Origin of the sequence: Streptomyces sp. NBC_01669 (genome assembly GCF_026339735.1) — a bacterium.
Classification (GTDB): Bacteria; Actinomycetota; Actinomycetes; order Streptomycetales; family Streptomycetaceae; genus Streptomyces; species Streptomyces yanii.
In genome coordinates, this window is record NZ_JAPEQG010000001.1 from 982,044 (window position 1) to 1,002,186 (window position 20,143).

Sequence of the window (20,143 nt, forward strand, 5' to 3'; positions counted from 1 at the left end):
CGGCTGCGAAGGACTGCGCCTGATCACCGCCAGGACGTCGAGCACACGCCTTCCGGCACGCCCGTCCACACCTGGTCGGCCCTCCGACCGGTCCCCCACCGAGGCGTCAGGCGCGCGCCTTGCGGGCCGACATCCATGCGTAGACCAATACACCCGCGAAGAGGAACAGCACGCCCTGGTAGACGGCGGCGTAGCCGGAACCCGCCAGGAGCCACATGGAGAAGGCGAAGGCGGCCAGTGCGAGCACGGCGTCACGGGCGAGTCGAGCCGGGCGGACCCGGTCGCGCCGGCCCGAGACCAGGAAGTACAGCTGGGCCGCCGTCGCCAGGAGGTACGGGACGGTCGCGGTGAAGGTCGTGACCAGCACCAGGATCTCGAACACCCGGGCCGTCCCGGCCATGTAGTTGTAGACAGTCAGCAGCGAGGCAAGGACGACCGTGGCGATCACGCCGAAGGTCGACACGCCCCGCCGCTTCACCGCGAAGCGTGCCGGGAACAGCCCGTCTCGGGCGGCGACGTACGCGGTCTGGGCGCTGAGCAGCGTCCAACCGTTGAGCGCTCCGACGATCGACACCAGCGCCGCGCACGCGACCGCCGCGCCGCCCCACCTGCCGCCGAACATGACGTTGACCGCGTCGGTGAACGGGGCGCTGGAGGTGAGCAGCTTGTCGTGCGCGACGGTACCGAAGACGGCGAGAGTGCCCAGCAAGTACACCAGCGCCGCGCCGAGCGTGCCGAGGACGGTCGCGCGCCCGACGTTGCGCCGCGGGTTGCGCACCTCACCCGCGCTGACCGCCGCCGATTCGACGCCGAGGTAGCTGAAGAGCAGGATCGCCGCGGATGCGGAGACCGCGCCGAGGGCGCTGCCTTCCGTGGCCTGGAAGGGACCGAGGTTGTCGGGGTCGAAGAAGAACAGCCCGCCGATCGCAACCAGTAGCAAAGGAACGAACTTCAGCACGGTGGAGACGAGTTGCACCGCGCCGACGTAACGGGTCCCGGCGAGGTTGGCGAGAGCCGGCAGCCACTGCACGACGAGTGCGGCGGTCATCATCAGCCACGGCGAGCCGTGCAGGGGCGGCAGCACGTCCAGATAGCCCACGGCGGTGACGGCGAGCGCAGCGTTGCTCACCCAGGAGGTGATCCAGTACGACCAGGCGGCCAGGAAACCCGCGAAATCGCCGAAGGCCTCGCGCACGTAGACGTACGGCCCGCCGGTGCGCGGGTCGCGCTGCGCGAGCCGCCCGAAGACGAGCGCGAGTGCGATGGCGCCGACGGTGAGCACACCGAAGGCGACGAGACTGATGGTGCCGTACGGAGCAACGGACACGGGGAGCAGGAAGATGCCGCCGCCGATGATGTTGCCCATGACCAGCGCGGTGGCGACCGGAAGCCCGAAGCGCCGGGCGTGCCGACTGCCCCCGTCCTGCTCCTGGGACGGAATGTGCCCCGTCTGGTCAGAGGCGGGGCCTTGGGTCGGGGCCGGAGCGGGGATGCCCGGGGCCGGAGCCGATTGCGAGTGGGCCCCTTACAGCGCGCTGACCTGCGGATTTCCTCTGACCTGCGCGAATGCTCAGCGCTTCGGCCCGTATCGCCCCGCCCCGACCCGTCCCGAGCCGTTTCGGCCCGCCGCCGTTTTCCCACGGGAAAACCATGGGAAAACAGCGAATGCGAAGTGCCCTGACCTGCGGTATCCACACCCGGGCTCCACGAGCCTGCGCCAGGCGCCAAGCTGGCCAAAAAACCTGTCTCACGCACGCGCGGCAGGCCCCGGCACCAACCCCTGGTGCCGGGGCAGTGGTCTGCCCGGGGCCTACAGGTCCACGCGGAGAGCGTCCCCAAGAGCGACCGCGTGCCGGGCCATCCCCTGCTTCCACTCCTCGCCCTGCGCCTCCTCGGCGATCTCCCGCCACAGGGCGGCCGTCGCCGCACCCAACGCGGCCAGGGCCTCCGGGGCCGCTCCGGACCAGGACGGGAAGCGGCCGGCGACCGCGAGCGCCGAGCTGACCGGGTGCCCGGCGTCCATCAGGCGCAGCGCCAGGGCGCCCGGGTCGATCCACGCGGCGCCCCGCGTCGGCCACGCCCAGTCGACGAGCCGGGCCCGCTCGCCGACGATCAGGACGTTGTCCGGGGCGAAGTCCGTGTGCAGCAGCGCGTCACCGTCGAAGTGCTGCAATGTCCCCGGCGGCGTGTACTCCGCCCACCGGTCCACGGCATCCTTGATCTCGACGTCGGCCGGGGCCGTGATCCCTTGCAGCTCGGTGAGCGCCGCTTCCACGAGCGGCAGGTCTGGCGAGCCGGGCGTGTAGTCGGCGTGGCGGCCGTCGACCACCTCGTAGCCGAGGAGGCTCCAGCCGTCGAGTTCCAGGTGCCAGTACAGGCGCGGGCAGGACTGCGGCAGGTGCGGGGCCACCGCCGCCTCACGGCGCTGCGCAGCGACCTGCGGGTGGTCGGCCGGGATGCCTTTCACGAAGACGCTGCCGCTGCCGGTTTCCATGACGGAGGCGATGCCGGAGTTCATGCCGCCGGGCGCGGTCACCGCCTGGTGAACGGCGCCGGTCTTGTCGGCGACGGCCTGGCGGACGTCGGCGGGAAGCTGCTCGAAGGGGATACGGGACATGGACACGCGCGGTTCCTCGGGTGCTCTGGGACAGGGAGTGCCACCCCGGCCAGAGTACGGCCGGGGCGGCACTCAGGGGCTGGAACGGGCGGCACGGGGTCCGCCCGCCGGGGGTTAGTACGGCTGGTCGTCACCGGCCGAGCAGCTGCACTCAGCGGCCTCGGCCGCCTCGTCCAGGTCGGCGAGGATCTGGACCTCGTCGTCCCCGATCGGGGCGACGGTCAGCGGCACCGGCAGGACGCCGGTCGGCCCGTCCGCCGGGCGCCGGGCGCCGGCCGATGGTGACCATCACCGGTTCGCGCGGCGGGGTTAGGGCTGCGGTGGGTGGAGTCATGATCCGTAGCCTCCATGCTGGCAGTAGAGATCTCGTCGGTCCCCCGCCTCCTGGTAGAGCTTGGCCAGCGGCCGACACGTACGGCACGTGTCCGCCATCGTGCAGCCGGAGCATCCACCGGTGCGGAGCTGTAGGGACTCGGCGATCGCGCCGAGTCGGGGGAGGGCTTCGACGCCCTCGGTGATGAGGTTCACGCTCGGGTCGCGGCCGACCTTGCAGATCGACGCGATGCCGTGCGGGTTGACGTGGAAGAACGTGTGACCGGCGTTGCAGCCGGTGAAGACGCTCCGGGGCTTGAGGTGGCTCTCCGCCTGCGTCGCCAGCGGGTTCGCCTCGCCGTCGATCGTGGGTGACATGTTCGTGAAGACCTGGTGCGGGAAGTCGTACGACTCCGCGAGGCGCACCATCGCGTCGACCTCGTGTGCGTTGTCGTCCGAGACGATCACGTTGAGCCGGATCGGTAGCGCGTCTTCGCGCGCGGCGTCCAAGCCCTGCGTGAACCGTGTGAAGGCGCCGCGGTTCCTCGTGACCGTGTCGTACGTCTCGGCGGTCGCGCCGTAGACGCTCAGGGTCAGCCGGTACGGGCGGTGCCGGGAAAACAGCTCCCGGATCGGCCGCTTCCGCAGCGACGAGCCGTTCGACGAGACCTGAACCATCATGCCGAGCTGGTGGGCGTACTCGTACGCCGCGCCGAACTCGCGGTCGATCAGCGCCTCGCCACCGGTGATCTGCAACCACAGGACCCCCACGTCCCGCAGCGTCTGGAGGAGCCGCTGCTTGCCATCCCAGTCCAGGCCCTCAAACCGCTTCTCGCCGAGGTAGCAGAACTCGCAGTCGTAGTCACAGCCGAGGTTGATCTCCCACGACGCCTTGCCGTACCCGTACCGGGACCGCTCGCGGACGAGGACTACGTCGCCGACCGGCGACGCGGGCAGCTCGGTGCCCCACGCCTTCGTCGCCGCGTCGGTCAGCCAGGCCGGGATCGGCCGACCCTCCGCGCTGGCCGCCGCCAGTTCCTCGTAGCGGACTTCGGGGATGCGCACGCCGGCCGCCTGGCCGGGCTGGACGAGGAGGTACTGGCCGAGGAACGGGCTGGCGACGAGCCGCGGTGCCGTGCCGTTCCGTGCTTCCTGGTCTCTGCTGGTGCTCATCGGTGCGGTCATGGGACCTCCACGGGTAGGTGCGTGCGACTGGAGCGGTCAGGCCCGGTGGTGGGCGGCGATCAGGGCTTCGATTCGACGAATGCACGGCAGACAGCAGTAGAAGGGGGCCTCCCCGTAACTCCAGGCTCTGGGCGGGCCCGAGCCACAGCACGGGAACGTCGGGCGCCTCACAGCGCCAGCACTGGCTGGTGATCCACGTCCTTTCCATGGGGCGGCTATCCGTCTTTGATGCCGAGGACCAAGGCGCCGAGCAGTGCGGCGAGGGTCACCATGTAGAGGACCTGACGGGTGCGCTCACTCACCGGGGGTCTCCCAGCCTCAGTGCGGGCGGGAGTCTCATATCTCTGTCCCGTCAGATCGGGCGGTGCATGGCAGCGAACGTGATCACCGCGTAAACAAGCACAAGCACGACAGCCGCGGTGATGAGCAGTCGCCTACGGGCCGGATCAGGCTCGGCCCCGCCTCGGCTCACATGAGGCCGCTCGGCTCGGCCGGTGGGATCGGCGGTGGGGGTGGGGTCTTGGGGCATGTCTGTTCCTTTCTCGTAGCGATGACGGAGACCTGCCCGTGGCCGATCGGCGCAGCCACGGGCAGGGGTTCATAGGCGGCGCACGCGCAACCGCTCGGCGCGGGTCTCCTGCAGCCAGACCAGGTCGGCGAGGACGTCATCGCCCCTGCCTCGCAGCCCACGGATATGAGCCGGACAGGCATACGTCCCGCCGACAGGCTCAAGCCCCCGCGCGGCGCCACACGTGATGCAGCTGGGGGCCCGGGTCACCGGCGGATCTCCCGCCAGGCGCGGCCGAGCCGAACAGCGGTCTTGCACGGCGCACCAGCACGGCAGACACCGCACGCCACGGTGTGGCCCACAAGCGTGCGGTACGCCTGCTCAGCACTCACTGCCGCCCTATCCATGACCGTCCTCGTCCGCCTCCGCCGCCCGGCGCTCCCCGAGGGCTCGCTGATAGCGGCCGTAGGCGACGAGCTGCGAGACCGCATCCGGGCTGCACAGGGCGCCGGGGCCGTCCATCGGCACACACCAGTAGGACCGGAACTGCTCCGGCTCAGTCCGCTGCGGGCGCGGAACACCGAGGAAACAGCCGGAGCCGAGACACTCGGCATCCGGCACCTTACGGTCAGCCCATTGCGGTAGCCGTGGCGTGCTCGCCGGTACGAGCGCGTAGTACCGCTGGGAGGACGTGTCGATGAAAACGGGGCCGTGGACCGCTTCGTCCAGATAGACGCCGATGCGCTTGGGATCCTCAGTGCCAGCGGCAGCCTGCACGATGCCGGCCGGGATGCGGATCGCGGCGAACAGTCCGCCGCACCGCAGGAGCGCGATCCCGGTCCCCTCCCACTCCCTGCGGGCCGCCTTCATGTCCTCGGCGGCCGCGAGGAGCCAGTGACTGACCGCCAGTTCCCGCTCACAGCGCGAGTGCACCAGGGCCTTCGGGCCCTTATGGAGCCGCAACTCCCCTGATGCGGTGAGCGGTGCAGCGCGCGTGGTTGACGCAGAGTCAACCGGCGTAGCGCCCTCGGGATCTGCAACGGTGCCCATTGCTGAGAGCCTCCCTCTAGGCTCGTCTGGTGATGACTACGACGGTAGAAAGCCGTGCTCAGCGCATGAAGTGACCGCGAGTACAGGTTGGTTGCCGTCAGCGATGGGGAATGGGGCAAGCCATGCAGTCGAGCCCGCCACAATCCCTGACCGGTGGTCAGGGTTCATCCGGACGCCCCCGTATGGGCGTCATCTCGGGCTACGTCTTCCGCGTGATACGAGAGCAGCAGGGGCGCACCCAGGAGGAAGCGGCCGAGCTACTCAAGGTGTCCTCAGACACGATCGCCGGATGGGAGACCGGGCGCCGCCCTCTCACCGCTGTGCCGACCGGACAGATGCTCATGCACCGACACCGGCTGATGCAGATGGGGACCGCCCCCACTCTCCTTCAGGCCCTTGAACGCGCGCTTGAGGCTGACGTCCTCCTCGCAAGCGCCTTAGACGAGGAGATCCCCGTCGAGGAGAGCCCGCTCGGCGCCTGGGTGATGCAACGCGACCTGGTCGAGGTGCTGGCCTGGCCCCTCAACGGCGTAGCGCCCCAGCCCGTGCGCGAACTCCCCCAACCTCCCCGGCCCCGCCGCGGCCCTGCACCCCCCGGGCCGGAGCTCCCGCCAACCGACCGGACCCGGTTCTTCCAACAGATGCGGCGCACAGCCGAGCACGCCCGTAGCGACGGGCAGTTCCTCCTTCGCCGCCAGGCCCTCTACCTCTCCGGATACGACGACCAGGCCGACACGTCGGAGTGGCTCGCCTACCAGCAACGCACCGAGAGGCCCCAGGACTGGCTCACTCGCTGGCTCAACGGCCGATCAGTGGCGGCCGTTGCCGCTAGACAGGGCGACCGCGACTGCATGAGCTACTTCATCGACAAGGACCTCACCGACGATGACGCGGGCGAGGCCGCAAACCTCAACTACTGGGCCTACTGGCTCGGTGAGACACCGCACCTTGAGCTTTCCGACGACTTCATTGCGGTCCGCACGCCCGGTCCATGGTCCGGCGAAAAGCTCCTCACACATCTGTCCCTCGGCCTCGCGCTTCATCACGGCTACGTCGACTTGAACATCCATACCGTGTGGTCACTCCTCCAGATCCGTCCCAACCTGCTGCGCTCCGGGGCCGCAGCCCGCGCCTTACGCGACCGCCTCACCGTGATGTTGGATAGCCGGGAGCTTTCGGCGCGTGCTCGTCGGGAGCTGGAGAGCATCCAGTACGCGATGCGCCTCGCCGAGGCGTGAGAGGAGTCCGAGGTGGCAGACGACCTGTCCGCAGTGGCGAGGTTCCTGTACGAGGCCGGGACGCTGAAGCAGACCAAGCGCACCGGGTGGTGGATGGCTGGCGTACGCGACCCCGAGTCGGTCGCAGAGCACTCCTGGCGCACCGCCCTCATCGCGTCGGTCATCGCGAAACTCGAAGGGGCTGACCCAGCGAGGGCCGCGTTCCTCGCGGTGTGGCACGACTCGCAGGAGACACGCACCGGTGACGTGAACTACCTGGGTAAGAAGTACGCCCAGAGCGCCGACCCTGAAGCGGTCACGGCCGACCAGGTCGCCGGCATGCCCGAGGTATTGGCGTCCGCTGTCCGGGAGGTCGTCGCCGAGTACGAAGCGAAGGAATCCCTGGAGGCGGTCTGCGCTCGGGACGCCGACAAACTGGAATGCATGATCCAAGGGATCGAGTACAAGACGCAGGGCTACGAGAACGCCCAGCGGTGGATCGATAACAGCCGCGGGCGCCTCACCACGAAGACCGCGAACGAGCTCGCCGACGCAGTCCTGGAGAGCGGATCGCTGGACTGGCTGCGCACCGCGCTGGGCGAGAAGCAAAGCTGACCGCTGCTCGTCGGTGGGCCCCTTCTCGGCGGACGGGGCGGGGCCCACGGCACGTTCCAGCACCACGGTGTACGCGCGTCGCATCATTTTCATCCCCCGCCCCTGCAGTTGGGGCCATGCCTTCCCGCCCCGGCCTCACGGCCTGCTGTGCCCTGTTCCCGCCCGGATCAACGCCCGCATCCGCCTGCTGATGGACGAAGAGCACAACCAGAAGCAGCAAGCCGAGGAGTACCGGGTAGGGGGCCGCATGAACGCTGTGATCTGTCGGATGCCGAGTGGCGCCTCGCCGACCGCCGAACACAGGGACAAGCGTTCTGACGGATCAGACGTGGCAGCGTACATTGACGAGCAGCGTGTCGCCGGGCAGTGCGAGGAGACAGGACTGAACACCCAGATGTTCGTTGCCGACGTCCGGCTCGTGGATGCACTCGGCACGCCCCTGGCACGCACCGTGCAGGGGCGCTTCCTCCAGTTCGTACCACGATCCACCTAGCGTCAGCACGTTGCGCGAAGACAGGAGGCTGAACTCGTGCTCGGCGGCCTTCGCTCGGAGGGCGTCGCGGAAGTCGATCAGCCCCCTCGGCCCACCTGCGCATATCCCGGGCAAACCGGGCTCCGGCGTGCCGTCCCAGCGGGCACGGTCGATGATCAACCGCGGGTCGTCCTCGTAGCCGGCCAGCACCGGCAGGCCCACGGTACCGTCGCAGATCCGGTAGTAGTCCCGCACATCCCGCTCCACGGCGCCCACACCGTCTCGCGCGAAAGGCGTCATCGCCTCTGCGGCCGCCTCGTCCACTCTCCCCGCGGCCGAACCGGGCAGGCACACGATGATCGACATTCCAGCTATCTCGGGATCGTAGGCAGGAAGATCACCGCACGCCATCCCATTGATTGGCAATGGCCAGACGAAAGGCGCAACTCACCGCAGCAGCGTGACCAGCTCGGGCACATCTCTTGGATCATGTCGCGCCCCACGACTCGGGAGACATGGCCAGCGGGTGACATGCTGCGTGGCGGGAAGATCACCGCTGCCCGTCTCATCTATTTCTGTGGAGTGAGCCGGATCGCCACCGATGCCATGGCCAGCACCCCAAGATCCGACGGATTCCGCAGGCACGAGTGAGAATGCACGAAGACGGCCGGAGCCCCCGCACGGGGGCCCCTCGCACCGCCCTGACCTGCGGTTCTCCTCTGACCTGCGCAAACGCTCAGCGCTTCGGCACGCTTCGCCCCGTCCCGGCCCGTCCTAATCCGCTTCCGCCCGCCGTCAGGTTCCCACGGGAACCGCGAACGCGAAGTTGCCCTGACCTGCGGGTACCCACCCCTGGGCTCCACGAGCCCGCACCAAGCCGGAGTGTCTGGATCCGATCGCTCGCACTCCCGATCGCCCCACCCGATCTCGTGCTCGCCATGGGAGTTCAGCGCTTCAGGATGCCGAAGCCCAGCGCCCCTGTCAGTGCTGCCAGGGCGACGACGTACAGGATCTGCGCGGTGCGGGCGCTCACTGCGTTCCCTTCCTTACAACGTGCACGTGCCGGCCAGCGGCCAGGGTGCCAATGGCGTTCCAGGTGTCGTCAGCCGGCATCGCCACGATCGGGACGATGGGGGCAGGATGCGCGACACCAGGGCTGCGGTGACGAGGAGGGCGGCCAGGTCTTCCGCGGTAGGACGCCGGCCGGCAGGCTGTTCGAGCACCGAACCCAAGGCGGTCTTGACAGCCGGCCATGTCGACGGAGTACGCAGCGGCACGCGGCCCGTGCCGATCTCCTGGCGAAGCTGAGCGTCCGTCAACGCCTCCGGGTTGATGCGACCGCAGACTCTCCGAGCTGACGCCGAGTTCCCGGGCGACCTCGGTCACCGTCCGGCCCGAGGAAACTACGAGCGCGACGTCATCGCGCTTGAACTCCTCCGGATAACGCTTCTGGTACTTGCTTCCCGCCTGGCTCTACTTCCTCTGGGCTCTCACGCCCCACTTTCCAGGTGTCCGTGATCAAGGAGAAGCTCCAGGCAGCGAATCGACCTGATTCGATGTCAGGTGTGTGTCGCCGTGGGGCCGGTGAACACCGGTACCGGCCACCGCGACAGATGCGGTTGCGGCACCAACTGGTACTCGGCGCCCGGACGAGCGGTCGGATCGCACCTTGCCGCACCGCTTCCGCGTCGGCGGGGAGAGCTTCTTCGGTGGTCCGGGCGGATTCGTGAGCCGCCACCGAAAGCAACTGCGTGTCCACTTCCGGAAAGTGCCCAGACCCGGACAGGCCGGGACCGGCCGAACAGTCGGGTGCACCACCAGACTTGCGTGGTCATGCACATGTCCTGCGTCTCATTCCGCGCCACCGTAAGTCGGAGGGAAGACCTTTGGCATCCCACGGAAGACACATCAGACGACTCGCCCGGCTGGTCGCGCTGGGCGTAGCCGCTGTCACGGCCCTGGCCGTGCAGCTGCCTGCCCAGGCGGCCCCGGGCAAGACGGCCGACCCCAGCTCCACTCGCGCGCCGAGTCCCACCGCTTCGGGTGATCACCCCTCGCACCGGGTGTGCGGCGCGCCCAAACACGCCGCGCAGATGGCCTGTCAGGCATTGGAACGCGACGATGTCAAGGTCCCGAAGGCGCAGTTGGCGTCCGGTACGGACCCGGCGGGTTTCGGCCCTGCCGCGCTGCAGAGCGCCTACAATCTGCCGTCGTCCTCCGGGGGCGCCGGTCAGACGGTCGCGATCGTGGATGCCTTCGACAACCCCAACGCCGAGGCGGAGTTGGCGGTCTACCGCCAGCAGTACGGGATACCGCCGTGCACCACCGCCAACGGCTGCTTCAAGAAGGTCGATCAGCGCGGTGGCACCAGCTATCCGGCCGCCGACAGCGGCTGGTCCGCGGAGATCGCCCTGGACCTCGACATGGTCAGCGCGTCCTGCCCGAACTGCCACATCCTGCTGGTCGAGGCGGACGACAACTCCGTCGGGAACCTGGGCGCCGCGGTGAACAAGGCGGTGGCGCTGGGCGCGAAGTTCGTCTCCAACAGCTACGGCGCCAACGAGAGCCCCGATGAGCTGACCGACGACGCGCAGTACTTCAACCACCCCGGCGTCGCCATCACCGCGAGCAGCGGTGACAGCGGCTACGGGGTGAGCTATCCGGCCGCCTCACCGTACGTCACCGCGGTCGGCGGGACGTCGCTGGTCAAGGACTCCTCCACCCGCGGCTGGAGCGAGACCGTGTGGAACGGCGCGGGCAGCGGCTGTTCGGCGTACGAGGCCAAGCCGTCGGTGCAGAGCGACACCGGATGCGCGCGGCGGACGGTGGCGGATGTCTCCGCGGTCGCCGACCCCAATACCGGGGTCGCGGTCTACGTGGCCGGCGCCTGGCACGTCTACGGCGGCACCAGCGTCTCCGCGCCGATCATCGCCTCGGTGTACGCGCTCGGCGGCACCCCGGCGCCCGGCACACTGCCGAATGCCTTTCCTTATGCCAAGCCGTCGGCGCTGAACGATGTGACGTCGGGCTCCAACGGCGCCTGCGGGGGCTCGTACCTGTGCAGCGGGCGTTCCGGGTACGACGGTCCGACCGGTCTGGGCACGCCCAACGGTGTTGCCGCCTTCGCCACCGGTCCGCACGCGGTGGTCGGCGGGACGGTCACCGACAGCGCCGGCGGAGCCCCGATAGCCGGCGCGCGGATATCGGCCGGCGACCAGAGCACCACCACCGACGCCGCGGGCCATTACCAGTTCTCTGTGCGGCCCGGTACGTACGACATCCAGGTCCTCAAGTTCGGCTACGTATCGAAGACGTTCCCCGCCGTCACCCTCGCCGACAGCCAGTCGGTCATCGAGAACGCCTCGCTCACCGCCAAGGCCAGGGTCAAGGTCACCGGACGGGTCCGCGACGCCTCCGGCCACGGATGGCCGCTCTACGCGGCCGTGCAGGTCAAGGGCGAGCCCACCAGCACCGTCCACACCGACCCCGCCACCGGCCGCTACAGCATCAACCTCCCGACCGACGACAGCTACACCCTGCAGGTCGACGCCGTCTACCCGGGCTACCAGCAAACCGGCCAGGACGTCACCGTCGCCGAATCCGACCTGTCCCAGGACTTCGGAGTCAAGGTCGACGCGGCCTCCTGCGACGCCGCCGGCTACACCGTGCGCTACGACGGCGACACCGAGTCCTTCGAGGGGGCGAGCGACGCCACGCCTCCGGCCGGCTGGACGGTGGTGGACAACAAGGGTAACGGCCAGACCTGGCGGTTCGTCACCAGCGACCCCGCAACCGGGGCGGCCGGCAACCACACCGGCGGCGCCGGCCAGTTCGCCATCATCGACAGTTACAAGTACGGGACAGCCGGAAGCCAGGACACCTCCCTGGTGAGTCCGGTGTGGGACTTCAGCAACCTCACCACCCCCTACCTCAGCTATCACAACGACTACCACGGAAAGTACGGGTCCGCCGACGTCGACCTGAGCGTCGACGGCGGAACGACCTGGCAGAACCTCACCCACTGGACCAGCGAGAACCGCTACGGCCCGCGCACCGAGAGGGTCGACCTGCCTGCGGCGGCCGGCAAGAGCACCGTACAAATCCGCTTCCACTACAGCAGCAGCTTCTCCTACTGGTGGGCGATCGACGACGTCTTCGCCGGTCAGCGCACCTGCGCCCCCACGCCCGGCGGGCTGGTGACCGGTCAGGTGACCGACAAGAACACCGGTGAAGGCGTGGCCGGAGCCAAGGTGGTCAGCACCGACAAGCCGGCGGACGGCGCCACCACCGTCGCCACCTCCGACGACCCGGCCCTGGATGACGGCTTCTACTGGTTCTTCTCCTCGCTCACCGGCTCCCACCAGGTCGCCATCAGCGCGCCCGAGTACACCTCCGCCACCGCGACCGTGGACATCGCCGCTGACAGGGCGAGCACCGCTGACGCCGTGCTGGCCGCGGGCCGGCTGCAGTTCACGCCGACCTCCATCGCCAAGACACTGGGGTGGCAGGGCACCGGCACCGCGAGGGTCACTGTCACGAACACCGGAAGCGCCTCCGCCCACGTCAAGCTCACCGAACAGGACGGCGGGTTCCGCATACAGGGGCAGAGCCCAGGCGCCGCGCTGCAGGAGATCCCCGGCACGTACGAGGCCGGTTTCATCCCGGCCGACCGCCTCGGCAGCCCGGAGACCCCTCCGGCCAACCCGGCCTCCCCGCCATGGACCACCGTGGCCAACTATCCAATAGCCGTCCAGGACAACGCCGTGGCGACCGCCGACGACGGCAAGGTCTACTCCGTCGGCGGCGCCTCCCGCACCGCCTACCAGTCCAAGGGCTACGTCTACAACCCGGAAACCACCTCCTGGAGCCCCATCGCGGACAGCGGCACTCCCCGCGAGGCACCTCAGGCTGCGTTCCTGGACGGAAAGCTCTATGTGACCGGCGGCTGGTCGCCCAGCGGCGCCACCCTGACAAGCACGCAGATCTACGACCCGGCCAGCGACAGCTGGACCACCGGCGCAAGCACCCCCAAGGGCTTCGCGGGCGCCGCCTCCGCGGTCCTGAACGGCAAGTGGTACCTCATCGGCGGCTGCACCGGCAATTGCGGCGCGACCGACGTCCAGGTCTACGACCCGGCCAGCGACAGCTGGACCACCGCTGCCGACTACCCCGAGGCCACCTCCTGGGAGGGCTGCGGCGCCATCGACGACGTGCTGTACTGCGCCGGCGGTTTGAGTACCACTTCCACCAAGCACGCATACGCCTACAACCCGGATGACGACTCCTGGTCGCACATCCCCGACATGCCCATCGACCTGTGGGGCATGGGCGCGACGGCGGCCAGCGGACAGCTGCTGCTGTCGGGCGGCATCACCAACGGAACGTCCACCCTCACCAATCGGGGCATCGCCTACTCCCCGGCCACCGGCACCTGGACGGACCTACCCAACTCCAACAGCACCACCTACCGCGGCGGCAGCGCCTGCGGCTTCTACAAGGTCGGCGGTTCCAACGGCGCCGGATTCAACCCGGCGAACTCCGTCGAGCTGCTCCCCGGCTACGGCGAATGCGCCAGCACCTCGGAGGCCAGCTGGTTGTCCGAGGACATCACCGACCTCACTCTCGCGCCGGGTGACTCCGCGGAGGTCACGCTGACGATGGACGCCTCTGCCGCCGCGGTCAACCAGCCGGGCACCTATGCCGCCAAGCTGGGCGTCTCGGAACACACGCCCTACCGCTACGCCCCGATCACCGCGGCCATGACCGTGTCTCCGCCGAAGAACTGGGGCAAGATCACCGGAACCGTGACCGGCGCCGGCTGCACCGGCAGCCCGACCGCCCTACAAGGAGCCACCGTTCGGATCGACGGAGGGTCGCAGAGCTTCACGCTGACCACCGACAAGAACGGCCACTACGCGCTCTGGCTCGACGCCCACAGCAACTCGCTGTCGCTGATCGCGGCCAAGGACGGCTGGACCCCGCAGGGACGCACCGTCAAGATCACCAAGGGGGTGACGACCACAGCCGACTTCACCCTCACCCCGGCCCGCGGCTGCACCTGATCTGCTGACCTTCGCTCGCCCAGCCCATGGGCGGGCCCACCCCGCGACCCTCGGGGTGGGCCCGCCCGCGTCTCCTCCTCGCAGCTCACAGCCAGTCGCGCTGCACCGCCCGAACCCCCGTCTGGAAGCGACCGGTGGCGCCCAGCCGGCCCAGAAGATCCTTGACCCGCCGGCACATTGTCCGTGCAGTCACTCAAGCTGTCCTGACCTCGGGGGGAACTACAGACACCCGGTCCACCCTGGGGACTGCCGGACCGGGTCATACATCCTTCTGGTTGACGAACCCGAGCGACGTAAGTCCTTCGGTCGCGCACAGGCGGTCTGATGCGCCGCCTACCTCGGTCTGTAGGAGTTGGTAAGCGGCACCGTGCTGGTGCCCCCAGTGCATCGCCGCGCGCCACAGGGCCCGACCATAGCCATGCCCCCGATGCTGCGGCAGCACCCCGAAGTACTGGGGCAGCAGCCGCGCGTCACCGCTGGGATCGGTCATGGTCTCCATGGGGCCGATGGCGCCGGCCACCTGGCCGTCACGCAGCATGGTCAGTACGGGGCCAACCGTTCCCGCCTGCATCTGTTCGTACAGGAACGCGAACGCGTCAGCGGCCATCTGTTCCGCGAAGTCCGCGTGGACATCCTCGGGGTTGTACTCCTGGACCGGCGCGGCCGGGGCCTTCCCGGGCCCGGTGCTGAAGTCCTTGAGCTGGACGCGGGTGCCCACACCGTGGGCGTACGCCTCGGGCTGGTCGGGACCGAGGAACCAGACGACGCGGGCCGTTACGGCTCCGTGGGCAGGGGCCAGCTTCCGAGCCAGGTCGGCGCCGGCGGAAAGGCTGTCGGGCGCGGCCCCGTACACGTGAACCTTGACCGTGCCTGCGCCGCGCTCGGCGAGGGTAGGAATCAGGGTCCGGCGCTGGTCGTGCTCGATGGCGTCGGTCAGGACGCGTTCGGTCTTGGTGTGGGACCAGCCGCACGCTACTCATCTCGCGTACGCGCCGCAGGCCTCGACGCCAAGACGTCGGGGCCTGTGCGTCGGTGGTGCCAGGGAACTTGCAGAACCCACCCTGGCCGCCCGCGGAAGGGGATCGACGGCGGCCTGGGCAGGAGTCATGAGGGTGCGGTGCACGGAGATCGGTCGAGCCCCGCCCGTAGACGATCGGCGTCACGTCCACGGGCGGGAGTTCAGCGCCGAGCCCGTACAGGCTCGCGTTCCACACCATCGAGCACCCGCCGGAACTTCATCTTGCTCCGGCTGCGCAACTTGCACTCCAGGGACTTGGGCGCATGTGCGTAGGAGTCCGCGCGGGCCGCAGACATCGAGTCGCCGAACGCGACAACGACATACGCGCCGGTGATCGCCCCATCGCAGTCGACGCAGATCATGACCGGACCCGCCTCCACTCCCGGTCCAGTCGCACAGCCTCCGGGCAACGATCAGTGCGGCATCCGGCGCACTCGGACGTATGCCCCACCAGGGCGCGGTACGCCTCCTCACCGCTGCTGAGATCCACAACTACCAGGTGCGGTGGAAAGACGGCGGCACACGGTCCGGTAGGTGGCAGTCCGAGCGCTTCGGCGACGAGGAGTCGGCTCAGGTCTTCAAGGAGGCCGTCGGTACTTGCAGGTCAGGGCGCAGATACGCAGAAACGGCCGGAGCCCCCGCACAGACGGTTCCGGTGTCGTACATAGGGATGGTGCGCCTTTCGTCGTGCTGGGTACCGTCGCCTGCCCCGCAGGGCAGCACCACGGCCCCCGGCCCGTGCAGCGGCTGCCCAGCGTGCGGGCGCACGCCGGCTGCGGGAACCGCCGGGGAATCCATCCCATGTTCAGTTATCGGACACTGCATACCAAATCGTCGGCGAATATTCGCCGAAGTGCTGGACGCGACCAAAAATCGGACGGAACTGGGCCCATGTGACCGCGCATCCTTCTCCACGGGTTCGAAGGTTCCAGCGGCCGCTGCGGCCGGCAGTCACCCGCCTGACGGGCCGAGGGGCAGCCCGACGCAACCGGTCGGCGTGGGGGCCTCGGAGCCGGCCGACCCCCTCACCGACCTCATTGGCGCCCAGGCCTTGGGGACCACCTCGCCGCCGCCGTTCCGGACCTCGTCGATCGCGAGCAGCTCGACCGCGCCGAAGCCGGCCGGCGGATCACCGACGCGGCCGACGCCGGCGACCCGTCGGATCCGCCACCCCAGTTCGACGGCGCGCGTGTCCCGCCGCGCCCCGCTACCTCAGCGCGTCCAGGAGAACACGCTCACGCTCGATACTCAGGCCGGCCCGGCGGGGTCGGTCCAGACCCTCAATTCGCTCCCAACGCAGCGTGTCCGCCAGCAGTTGAGCCCGGGGCCGGTGCCGCAGCCCGGCCGCGCTCGCTGCGGCACCGTTGCGGGCGCTGAAGCCGGCCCAGTCCGGGTCGGCCATCCACATCGCGAGCGACTCCGGGCCCATGAACTGGCCCACTTCCTGCCCGAGCAGCCAGTCGGGGTCGGCCTCCACCACCGGCCCGGTGTGCCCGCCGATCTCCCGCGACAGTGCGACCCACTCCCCGAAGGACACGATCGGGCCGACCGCGTTGTACGTTCCGGTCGTCCCCTTCTCCGCACAGTCGAGCAGCCACGCCGCGAGGTCCCGCGCGTCGACCGCCTGCGTCGGGATGCTGGGGGAAGCCGGCACCAGCAGCGGCGCCAGCGGGTCGCGCGCCGCACGGCTGACCCAGTAACCGGTGCGGCCGCTGTGGTCGCCCGGGCCGCCGATCAGTCCCGCCCGCGCGATGAGGAGCCGGTCGCCCACCGCGGCCGTCGAGGCTTCCTCACAGGCCACCTTGGCCTCCCCGTACTCCTCGCGGTCGACCTCGTCCCGCTCGGCCGCCGGGAGCAGTTCCGCCGCCTCGTCCGTGTCCGGCTCTGCCTGGGAGGCGTACGCGCTGACCGACGACACGTACGACCAGTGGCCTGCCCGCTCGCCGAGCGCCGCCAGCGCCCCACGGACGAAACCCGGCTGCCACGACACCTCCACCACGGCGTCCCAGTCCCGGCCCGCCAGTCTTTCGTATGCCGACGGGTCGCGCCGGTCCGCGGCGACCAGCGCCGCACCCTCGGCCACTTCGCCGCTCTCTCCGCGGGCCAGGCAGGTCACCCGATGCCCGCGTTCCAGTGCCTGCCGCGAGACCTCGCGGCCCACCCACGCCGTTCCACCCAGTACCAAGATCTCCATCGGCCCACTCAAACACGGACTATGAGCCTGCGCGCCCTGCTTCGCCGAGAGCGGAGCGGCCCGCGGGGAAGAGCTCTGGTCTCCGCACCTGGACCACCGCCTGAACCTCCCCACGCACGCGGCGCAGCACCGCAACGGCGACGTCGGGAAGATGTGTTGCGGCTGCGCTCCGGCACGCGGACACGGTCGACGCCCCGGTGGTGGGACAGCCGACAGCTCACCTCACCCGGACCAAGGAATCTGCGGCACCCTGGCCAGGGATGAGGACATCACCTGTCACCGTCGACAACGCGGCGAACTGTCGCGCGGATGTGTGACCATCGCGCTGCTGTCCGAATTATTAAGCATTGCACCTGTTACCCGATTTACGTGGCGCGAAGACAGAGCGCAGGATGGGGCAGCACGGTGCGCCGAGGGCCGGAAAGGGCTTGCCGCCGAACGCGGCCGGGATGGATGCCACTCCCAGTGAATGTCAGGGGCACGCTCACGCAAAGTGTGTGACCGTTACAGTCGCCGGTTACTGAAATGTCCGCATTGTGTAACGGGGGTCGGAGTCTCCGCCGGCGCCGGGGCGGGTGCTTCAGGGTGTGGGTCCTCGGCTTGTTGGGCCGGGACCCGTATCGCGCTGCATGGCCCTTGTCCGGGCCTGGGCGCCTCTGACTTGAGGGGACATCAGTGTCTGCTTCTCGTACCGTCCGTCGTCTTGTCGCCACCGGTCTGGCGGTCGGTTCCGCCGTCGCCGTGTCGGCGATGCCGGCGTCCGCCGACGACGGCCACCACTCGGGCCGTCACCACCAGGAGTACTCCAGGGTGGTGCTCGGTGACATCCAGTACAACAGCCCGGGCCGTGACGACTACTCCAACCGTTCGCTGAACGGGGAGTGGGTCGAGGTCACCAACACCGGTCGCCGGGCGGTGAATCTGGACGGGTGGACGCTGTCGGACGGGGACGGCAACCGTTACCGCTTCGATGACCTGCGCCTGGCAGGCCGGGCCACGGTCCGGGTCCACACCGGTTACGGCCGTGACACCCGCACCGATGTCTACCAGGACCGCAGCGACTACGTCTGGGGCAACCACTCCGACCGGGCCACGCTGCGCAACGACGACGGCCGGGCCGTCGACACCGAGTCCTGGGGCCGTGACCACCGCTACGGCGACCGCTGGAACCGCCGCTGACCTGACCCCCGCCCGCCACTGATCGCGGGCCCTCCTAGGGAACCAGGGCGTGCCGCCATCCCCCACCCCGGGGTGGCGGCACGCCCCTCGCGCGCTCACCGTTGTTCTTGCGGGCAGAGGATCGCCGGGGCAGCACGGACCGGACACGCACCGAGACCCTGGTGTGTGCATCCTGTGGGTTGGTACATAGCCGCGCACGCTACGTTCAACGACGCACGCACACGACAGGCACGGGGTGTCCTGCCGCACGCCCCGTGCAAGGACGCCCCTCCGCCTTGCGATGCCACCACATCCGACGCCGCGCCCTGATCCACCAGGAATGACGGGACAGCCCTGTGAGGTCCGCTTAGAGCCTGTCGGGTGACCTTCGATCGGATAGCGGACGCGGTCTGGTGCGTGCGATTCCAAGGCGGCGGGATGTCCTCGGATGGGGTCTCCCCTGCTCGAACGAAGCTGAGAGCTCGGGGAAGGAGCTACGAGGACATTTCGGCAACGCGGGAAGCGTGCGTGCCAGGGCGTGGCCGCCCGATCAGAGGTCACCCGACAGGCTCTTAGGACCGCCGCCCTCGGACGGGCTCCAGCCGTAGCTGCTGCGGAGCCGATTTCAGATGGGCCGAGAGGTCCGGAAGGGGTGTTGCCTCCCCTGCCGTGAACCAGAGCATGACGTCCTCACCGGTACGGACCGGCAGTGCGGGGAAGTTGTTCTCCGCGTGCTCGGTGCGGTGGACCGCCTGCGGAGGAGCTCCGGCGGCGGTCAGCCGGGGTCGCAGGTACTGCTCGAAGTGGTCAGCGAAGGCCACGTCCAAGGGGTGGCAGACGGTCGCGACGACCGGCTTCGCGGCGTCCGGAGCTGCAAAGCCCGGTCCGCGCAGCAGGAGGACGTCGTCCGAGTCCAGCATGGTCGCGTTGGCCGCCTCGCGGTGGGCCTGCCAGACGGGACCGTAGTAGAAGGCGTGCAGCGCTCGCGCCCGCGCAGTCATGTCCGGGAAGCTGCGCAGCCAGACGAAGCGGTCCGGGTCGTCCAGGTCCCGGAACCGGCCGCCGACGGTGATACCGACCGCCTCCTGACCTCTGACGAACTCCTGCTCGAAGAGGTCGACCAGCGTGTCCCGGGCGCCCGGGTGCAGGGTGTACTGCCGGAGTTCGACTATGGCGTTCATGGCCGGGAAGTTAGCAGCACTCCACTGACATCTCCTGTCAGTAGAAACGGGCATGCTCACGCGGCCCACGCATGACCGCAGGGGCCCACCCGGCCCGGAGCCGGACAGCCCTTGGCCGAGAAGGGCCGGGGCCCGCCGTCCAGCAGGGCCCGGACGAGCGGGGGTGAGGCTGTGCAGGACGGCGGTGCCGATCCGGGTCGTCGGCACCGGCCCCGCGTTGCGCAGCACGGTGGCGTGGTGCCGATCCGGGTCGTGGGCACCGGCCCCGCGTTGCGCAGCACGGTGGCGTGCCGACTGGCCGAGGCCAGGGAGACGCCGACGCGTTCGGCGAGCGCGGTGGTCGTCGCCGGATCGCGCACACATAGGAGGACCGCGGCGCAGGTCCGGCCGAGCAGCGGCCCGAGCACCCGGGGCGAGCCGGCCGGCGTGCCGGGAAAATGCATCGGTGGGGCGAGGACGGTCGACTCCTCGGGCCCGTACATGATCACGAGGCTCGTCGCGAACCAGGACGGCATGAGCAGCAGCCCCCGGCCGCACAGCGGGATGTCGTACGA

Annotated in this window: 14 protein-coding genes and 1 pseudogene; 4 read left to right on the forward strand and 11 right to left on the reverse strand. The window is 69.5% G+C overall.

Going from position 1 to position 20,143, the window contains the following annotated elements; translation table 11 throughout:
- Positions 1-106 precede the first annotated feature (106 nt).
- From OG972_RS04445 to OG972_RS04460, 4 genes are all read right to left on the reverse strand, one after another.
- Entirely contained in the window at positions 107-1,441 is a 1,335-nt protein-coding gene (locus OG972_RS04445; RefSeq protein WP_266990270.1) for an amino acid permease, read from the reverse strand.
- A 369-nt stretch (positions 1,442-1,810) separates the two neighbouring features.
- Complete coding sequence (locus tag OG972_RS04450; RefSeq protein WP_266990272.1) at positions 1,811-2,617, reverse strand: aminoglycoside phosphotransferase; 807 nt, start codon at positions 2,615-2,617, stop codon at positions 1,811-1,813.
- Between the two features lie 330 nt (positions 2,618-2,947).
- Complete coding sequence (locus OG972_RS04455; RefSeq protein ID WP_266978450.1) at positions 2,948-4,102, reverse strand: radical SAM protein; 1,155 nt, start codon at positions 4,100-4,102, stop codon at positions 2,948-2,950.
- 919 nt (positions 4,103-5,021) lie between these two features.
- Positions 5,022-5,555, reverse strand: a complete 534-nt coding sequence (locus OG972_RS04460) for a hypothetical protein (RefSeq protein ID WP_266978452.1) — start codon at positions 5,553-5,555, stop codon at positions 5,022-5,024.
- A gap of 227 nt (positions 5,556-5,782) precedes the next feature.
- Between OG972_RS04460 and OG972_RS04465 the strand changes: the two genes are divergently transcribed.
- Positions 5,783-6,910 carry a helix-turn-helix transcriptional regulator gene (locus tag OG972_RS04465; RefSeq protein WP_266978454.1) on the forward strand — a complete coding sequence of 376 codons (1,128 nt, stop codon included), beginning with the start codon at positions 5,783-5,785 and terminating at the stop codon, positions 6,908-6,910.
- A 12-nt stretch (positions 6,911-6,922) separates the two neighbouring features.
- Positions 6,923-7,504 (forward strand): HD family hydrolase, encoded by a 582-nt coding sequence (locus OG972_RS04470; protein ID WP_266978456.1) that lies wholly within the window; start codon positions 6,923-6,925, stop codon positions 7,502-7,504.
- A gap of 322 nt (positions 7,505-7,826) precedes the next feature.
- Here OG972_RS04470 and OG972_RS04475 read toward each other — a convergent pair whose 3' ends face one another.
- A complete protein-coding gene (locus OG972_RS04475; RefSeq protein ID WP_266978458.1) occupies positions 7,827-8,342 on the reverse strand; it encodes a hypothetical protein in 516 nt (171 codons plus the stop codon).
- A 663-nt stretch (positions 8,343-9,005) separates the two neighbouring features.
- A pseudogene (locus tag OG972_RS49550) lies at positions 9,006-9,416 on the reverse strand (transposase); the annotation flags it as partial.
- Positions 9,417-9,862: 446 nt separating this feature from the next.
- Between OG972_RS49550 and OG972_RS04480 the strand changes: the two are divergent.
- Complete coding sequence (locus OG972_RS04480) at positions 9,863-14,038, forward strand: carboxypeptidase regulatory-like domain-containing protein (RefSeq protein ID WP_266978460.1); 4,176 nt, start codon at positions 9,863-9,865, stop codon at positions 14,036-14,038.
- Between the two features lie 259 nt (positions 14,039-14,297).
- On the opposite strand, the gene OG972_RS04485 is transcribed toward OG972_RS04480, so the two are convergent.
- The 3 genes from OG972_RS04485 to OG972_RS04495 form a co-directional block, all read right to left on the reverse strand.
- The gene (locus tag OG972_RS04485) at positions 14,298-14,891 is read right to left on the reverse strand and encodes a GNAT family N-acetyltransferase (protein ID WP_266978462.1); all 594 of its coding nucleotides are present in this window, start codon (positions 14,889-14,891) and stop codon (positions 14,298-14,300) included.
- Positions 14,892-15,217: 326 nt separating this feature from the next.
- Positions 15,218-15,418: a hypothetical protein gene (locus OG972_RS04490; protein WP_266978464.1), complete on the reverse strand. Its 201-nt coding sequence runs from the start codon at positions 15,416-15,418 to the stop codon at positions 15,218-15,220.
- Positions 15,419-16,263: 845 nt separating this feature from the next.
- On the reverse strand, positions 16,264-17,250 hold the full coding sequence (locus OG972_RS04495; RefSeq protein WP_266978465.1) for an NAD-dependent epimerase/dehydratase family protein: 987 nt from the start codon (positions 17,248-17,250) through the stop codon (positions 16,264-16,266).
- A gap of 750 nt (positions 17,251-18,000) precedes the next feature.
- Here OG972_RS04495 and OG972_RS04500 point away from each other — a divergent pair.
- The gene (locus OG972_RS04500; protein WP_266990274.1) at positions 18,001-18,429 is read left to right on the forward strand and encodes a lamin tail domain-containing protein; all 429 of its coding nucleotides are present in this window, start codon (positions 18,001-18,003) and stop codon (positions 18,427-18,429) included.
- A 551-nt stretch (positions 18,430-18,980) separates the two neighbouring features.
- Here OG972_RS04500 and OG972_RS04505 read toward each other — a convergent pair.
- Positions 18,981-19,589 (reverse strand): NIPSNAP family protein, encoded by a 609-nt coding sequence (locus OG972_RS04505; RefSeq protein WP_266978467.1) that lies wholly within the window; start codon positions 19,587-19,589, stop codon positions 18,981-18,983.
- 56 nt (positions 19,590-19,645) lie between these two features.
- On the reverse strand, positions 19,646-20,104 hold the full coding sequence (locus OG972_RS04510; protein ID WP_266978469.1) for a helix-turn-helix domain-containing protein: 459 nt from the start codon (positions 20,102-20,104) through the stop codon (positions 19,646-19,648).
- Positions 20,105-20,143: the final 39 nt, after the last annotated feature.

Coding starts and splice junctions, on each gene's coding strand:
- OG972_RS04465 (WP_266978454.1), top strand. CDS start 5,783: ATGGGGCAAGCCATGCAGTCGAGCCCGCCACAATCCCTGACCGGTGGT.
- OG972_RS04500 (WP_266990274.1), top strand. CDS start 18,001: ATGCCGGCGTCCGCCGACGACGGCCACCACTCGGGCCGTCACCACCAG.
- OG972_RS04455 (WP_266978450.1), bottom strand. CDS start 4,102: ATGAGCACCAGCAGAGACCAGGAAGCACGGAACGGCACGGCACCGCGG.
- OG972_RS04490 (WP_266978464.1), bottom strand. CDS start 15,418: ATGATCTGCGTCGACTGCGATGGGGCGATCACCGGCGCGTATGTCGTT.
- OG972_RS04495 (WP_266978465.1), bottom strand. CDS start 17,250: ATGGAGATCTTGGTACTGGGTGGAACGGCGTGGGTGGGCCGCGAGGTC.
- OG972_RS04510 (WP_266978469.1), bottom strand. CDS start 20,104: ATGCCGTCCTGGTTCGCGACGAGCCTCGTGATCATGTACGGGCCCGAG.
- OG972_RS04475 (WP_266978458.1), bottom strand. CDS start 8,342: ATGTCGATCATCGTGTGCCTGCCCGGTTCGGCCGCGGGGAGAGTGGAC.
- OG972_RS04505 (WP_266978467.1), bottom strand. CDS start 19,589: ATGAACGCCATAGTCGAACTCCGGCAGTACACCCTGCACCCGGGCGCC.
- OG972_RS04450 (WP_266990272.1), bottom strand. CDS start 2,617: ATGTCCCGTATCCCCTTCGAGCAGCTTCCCGCCGACGTCCGCCAGGCC.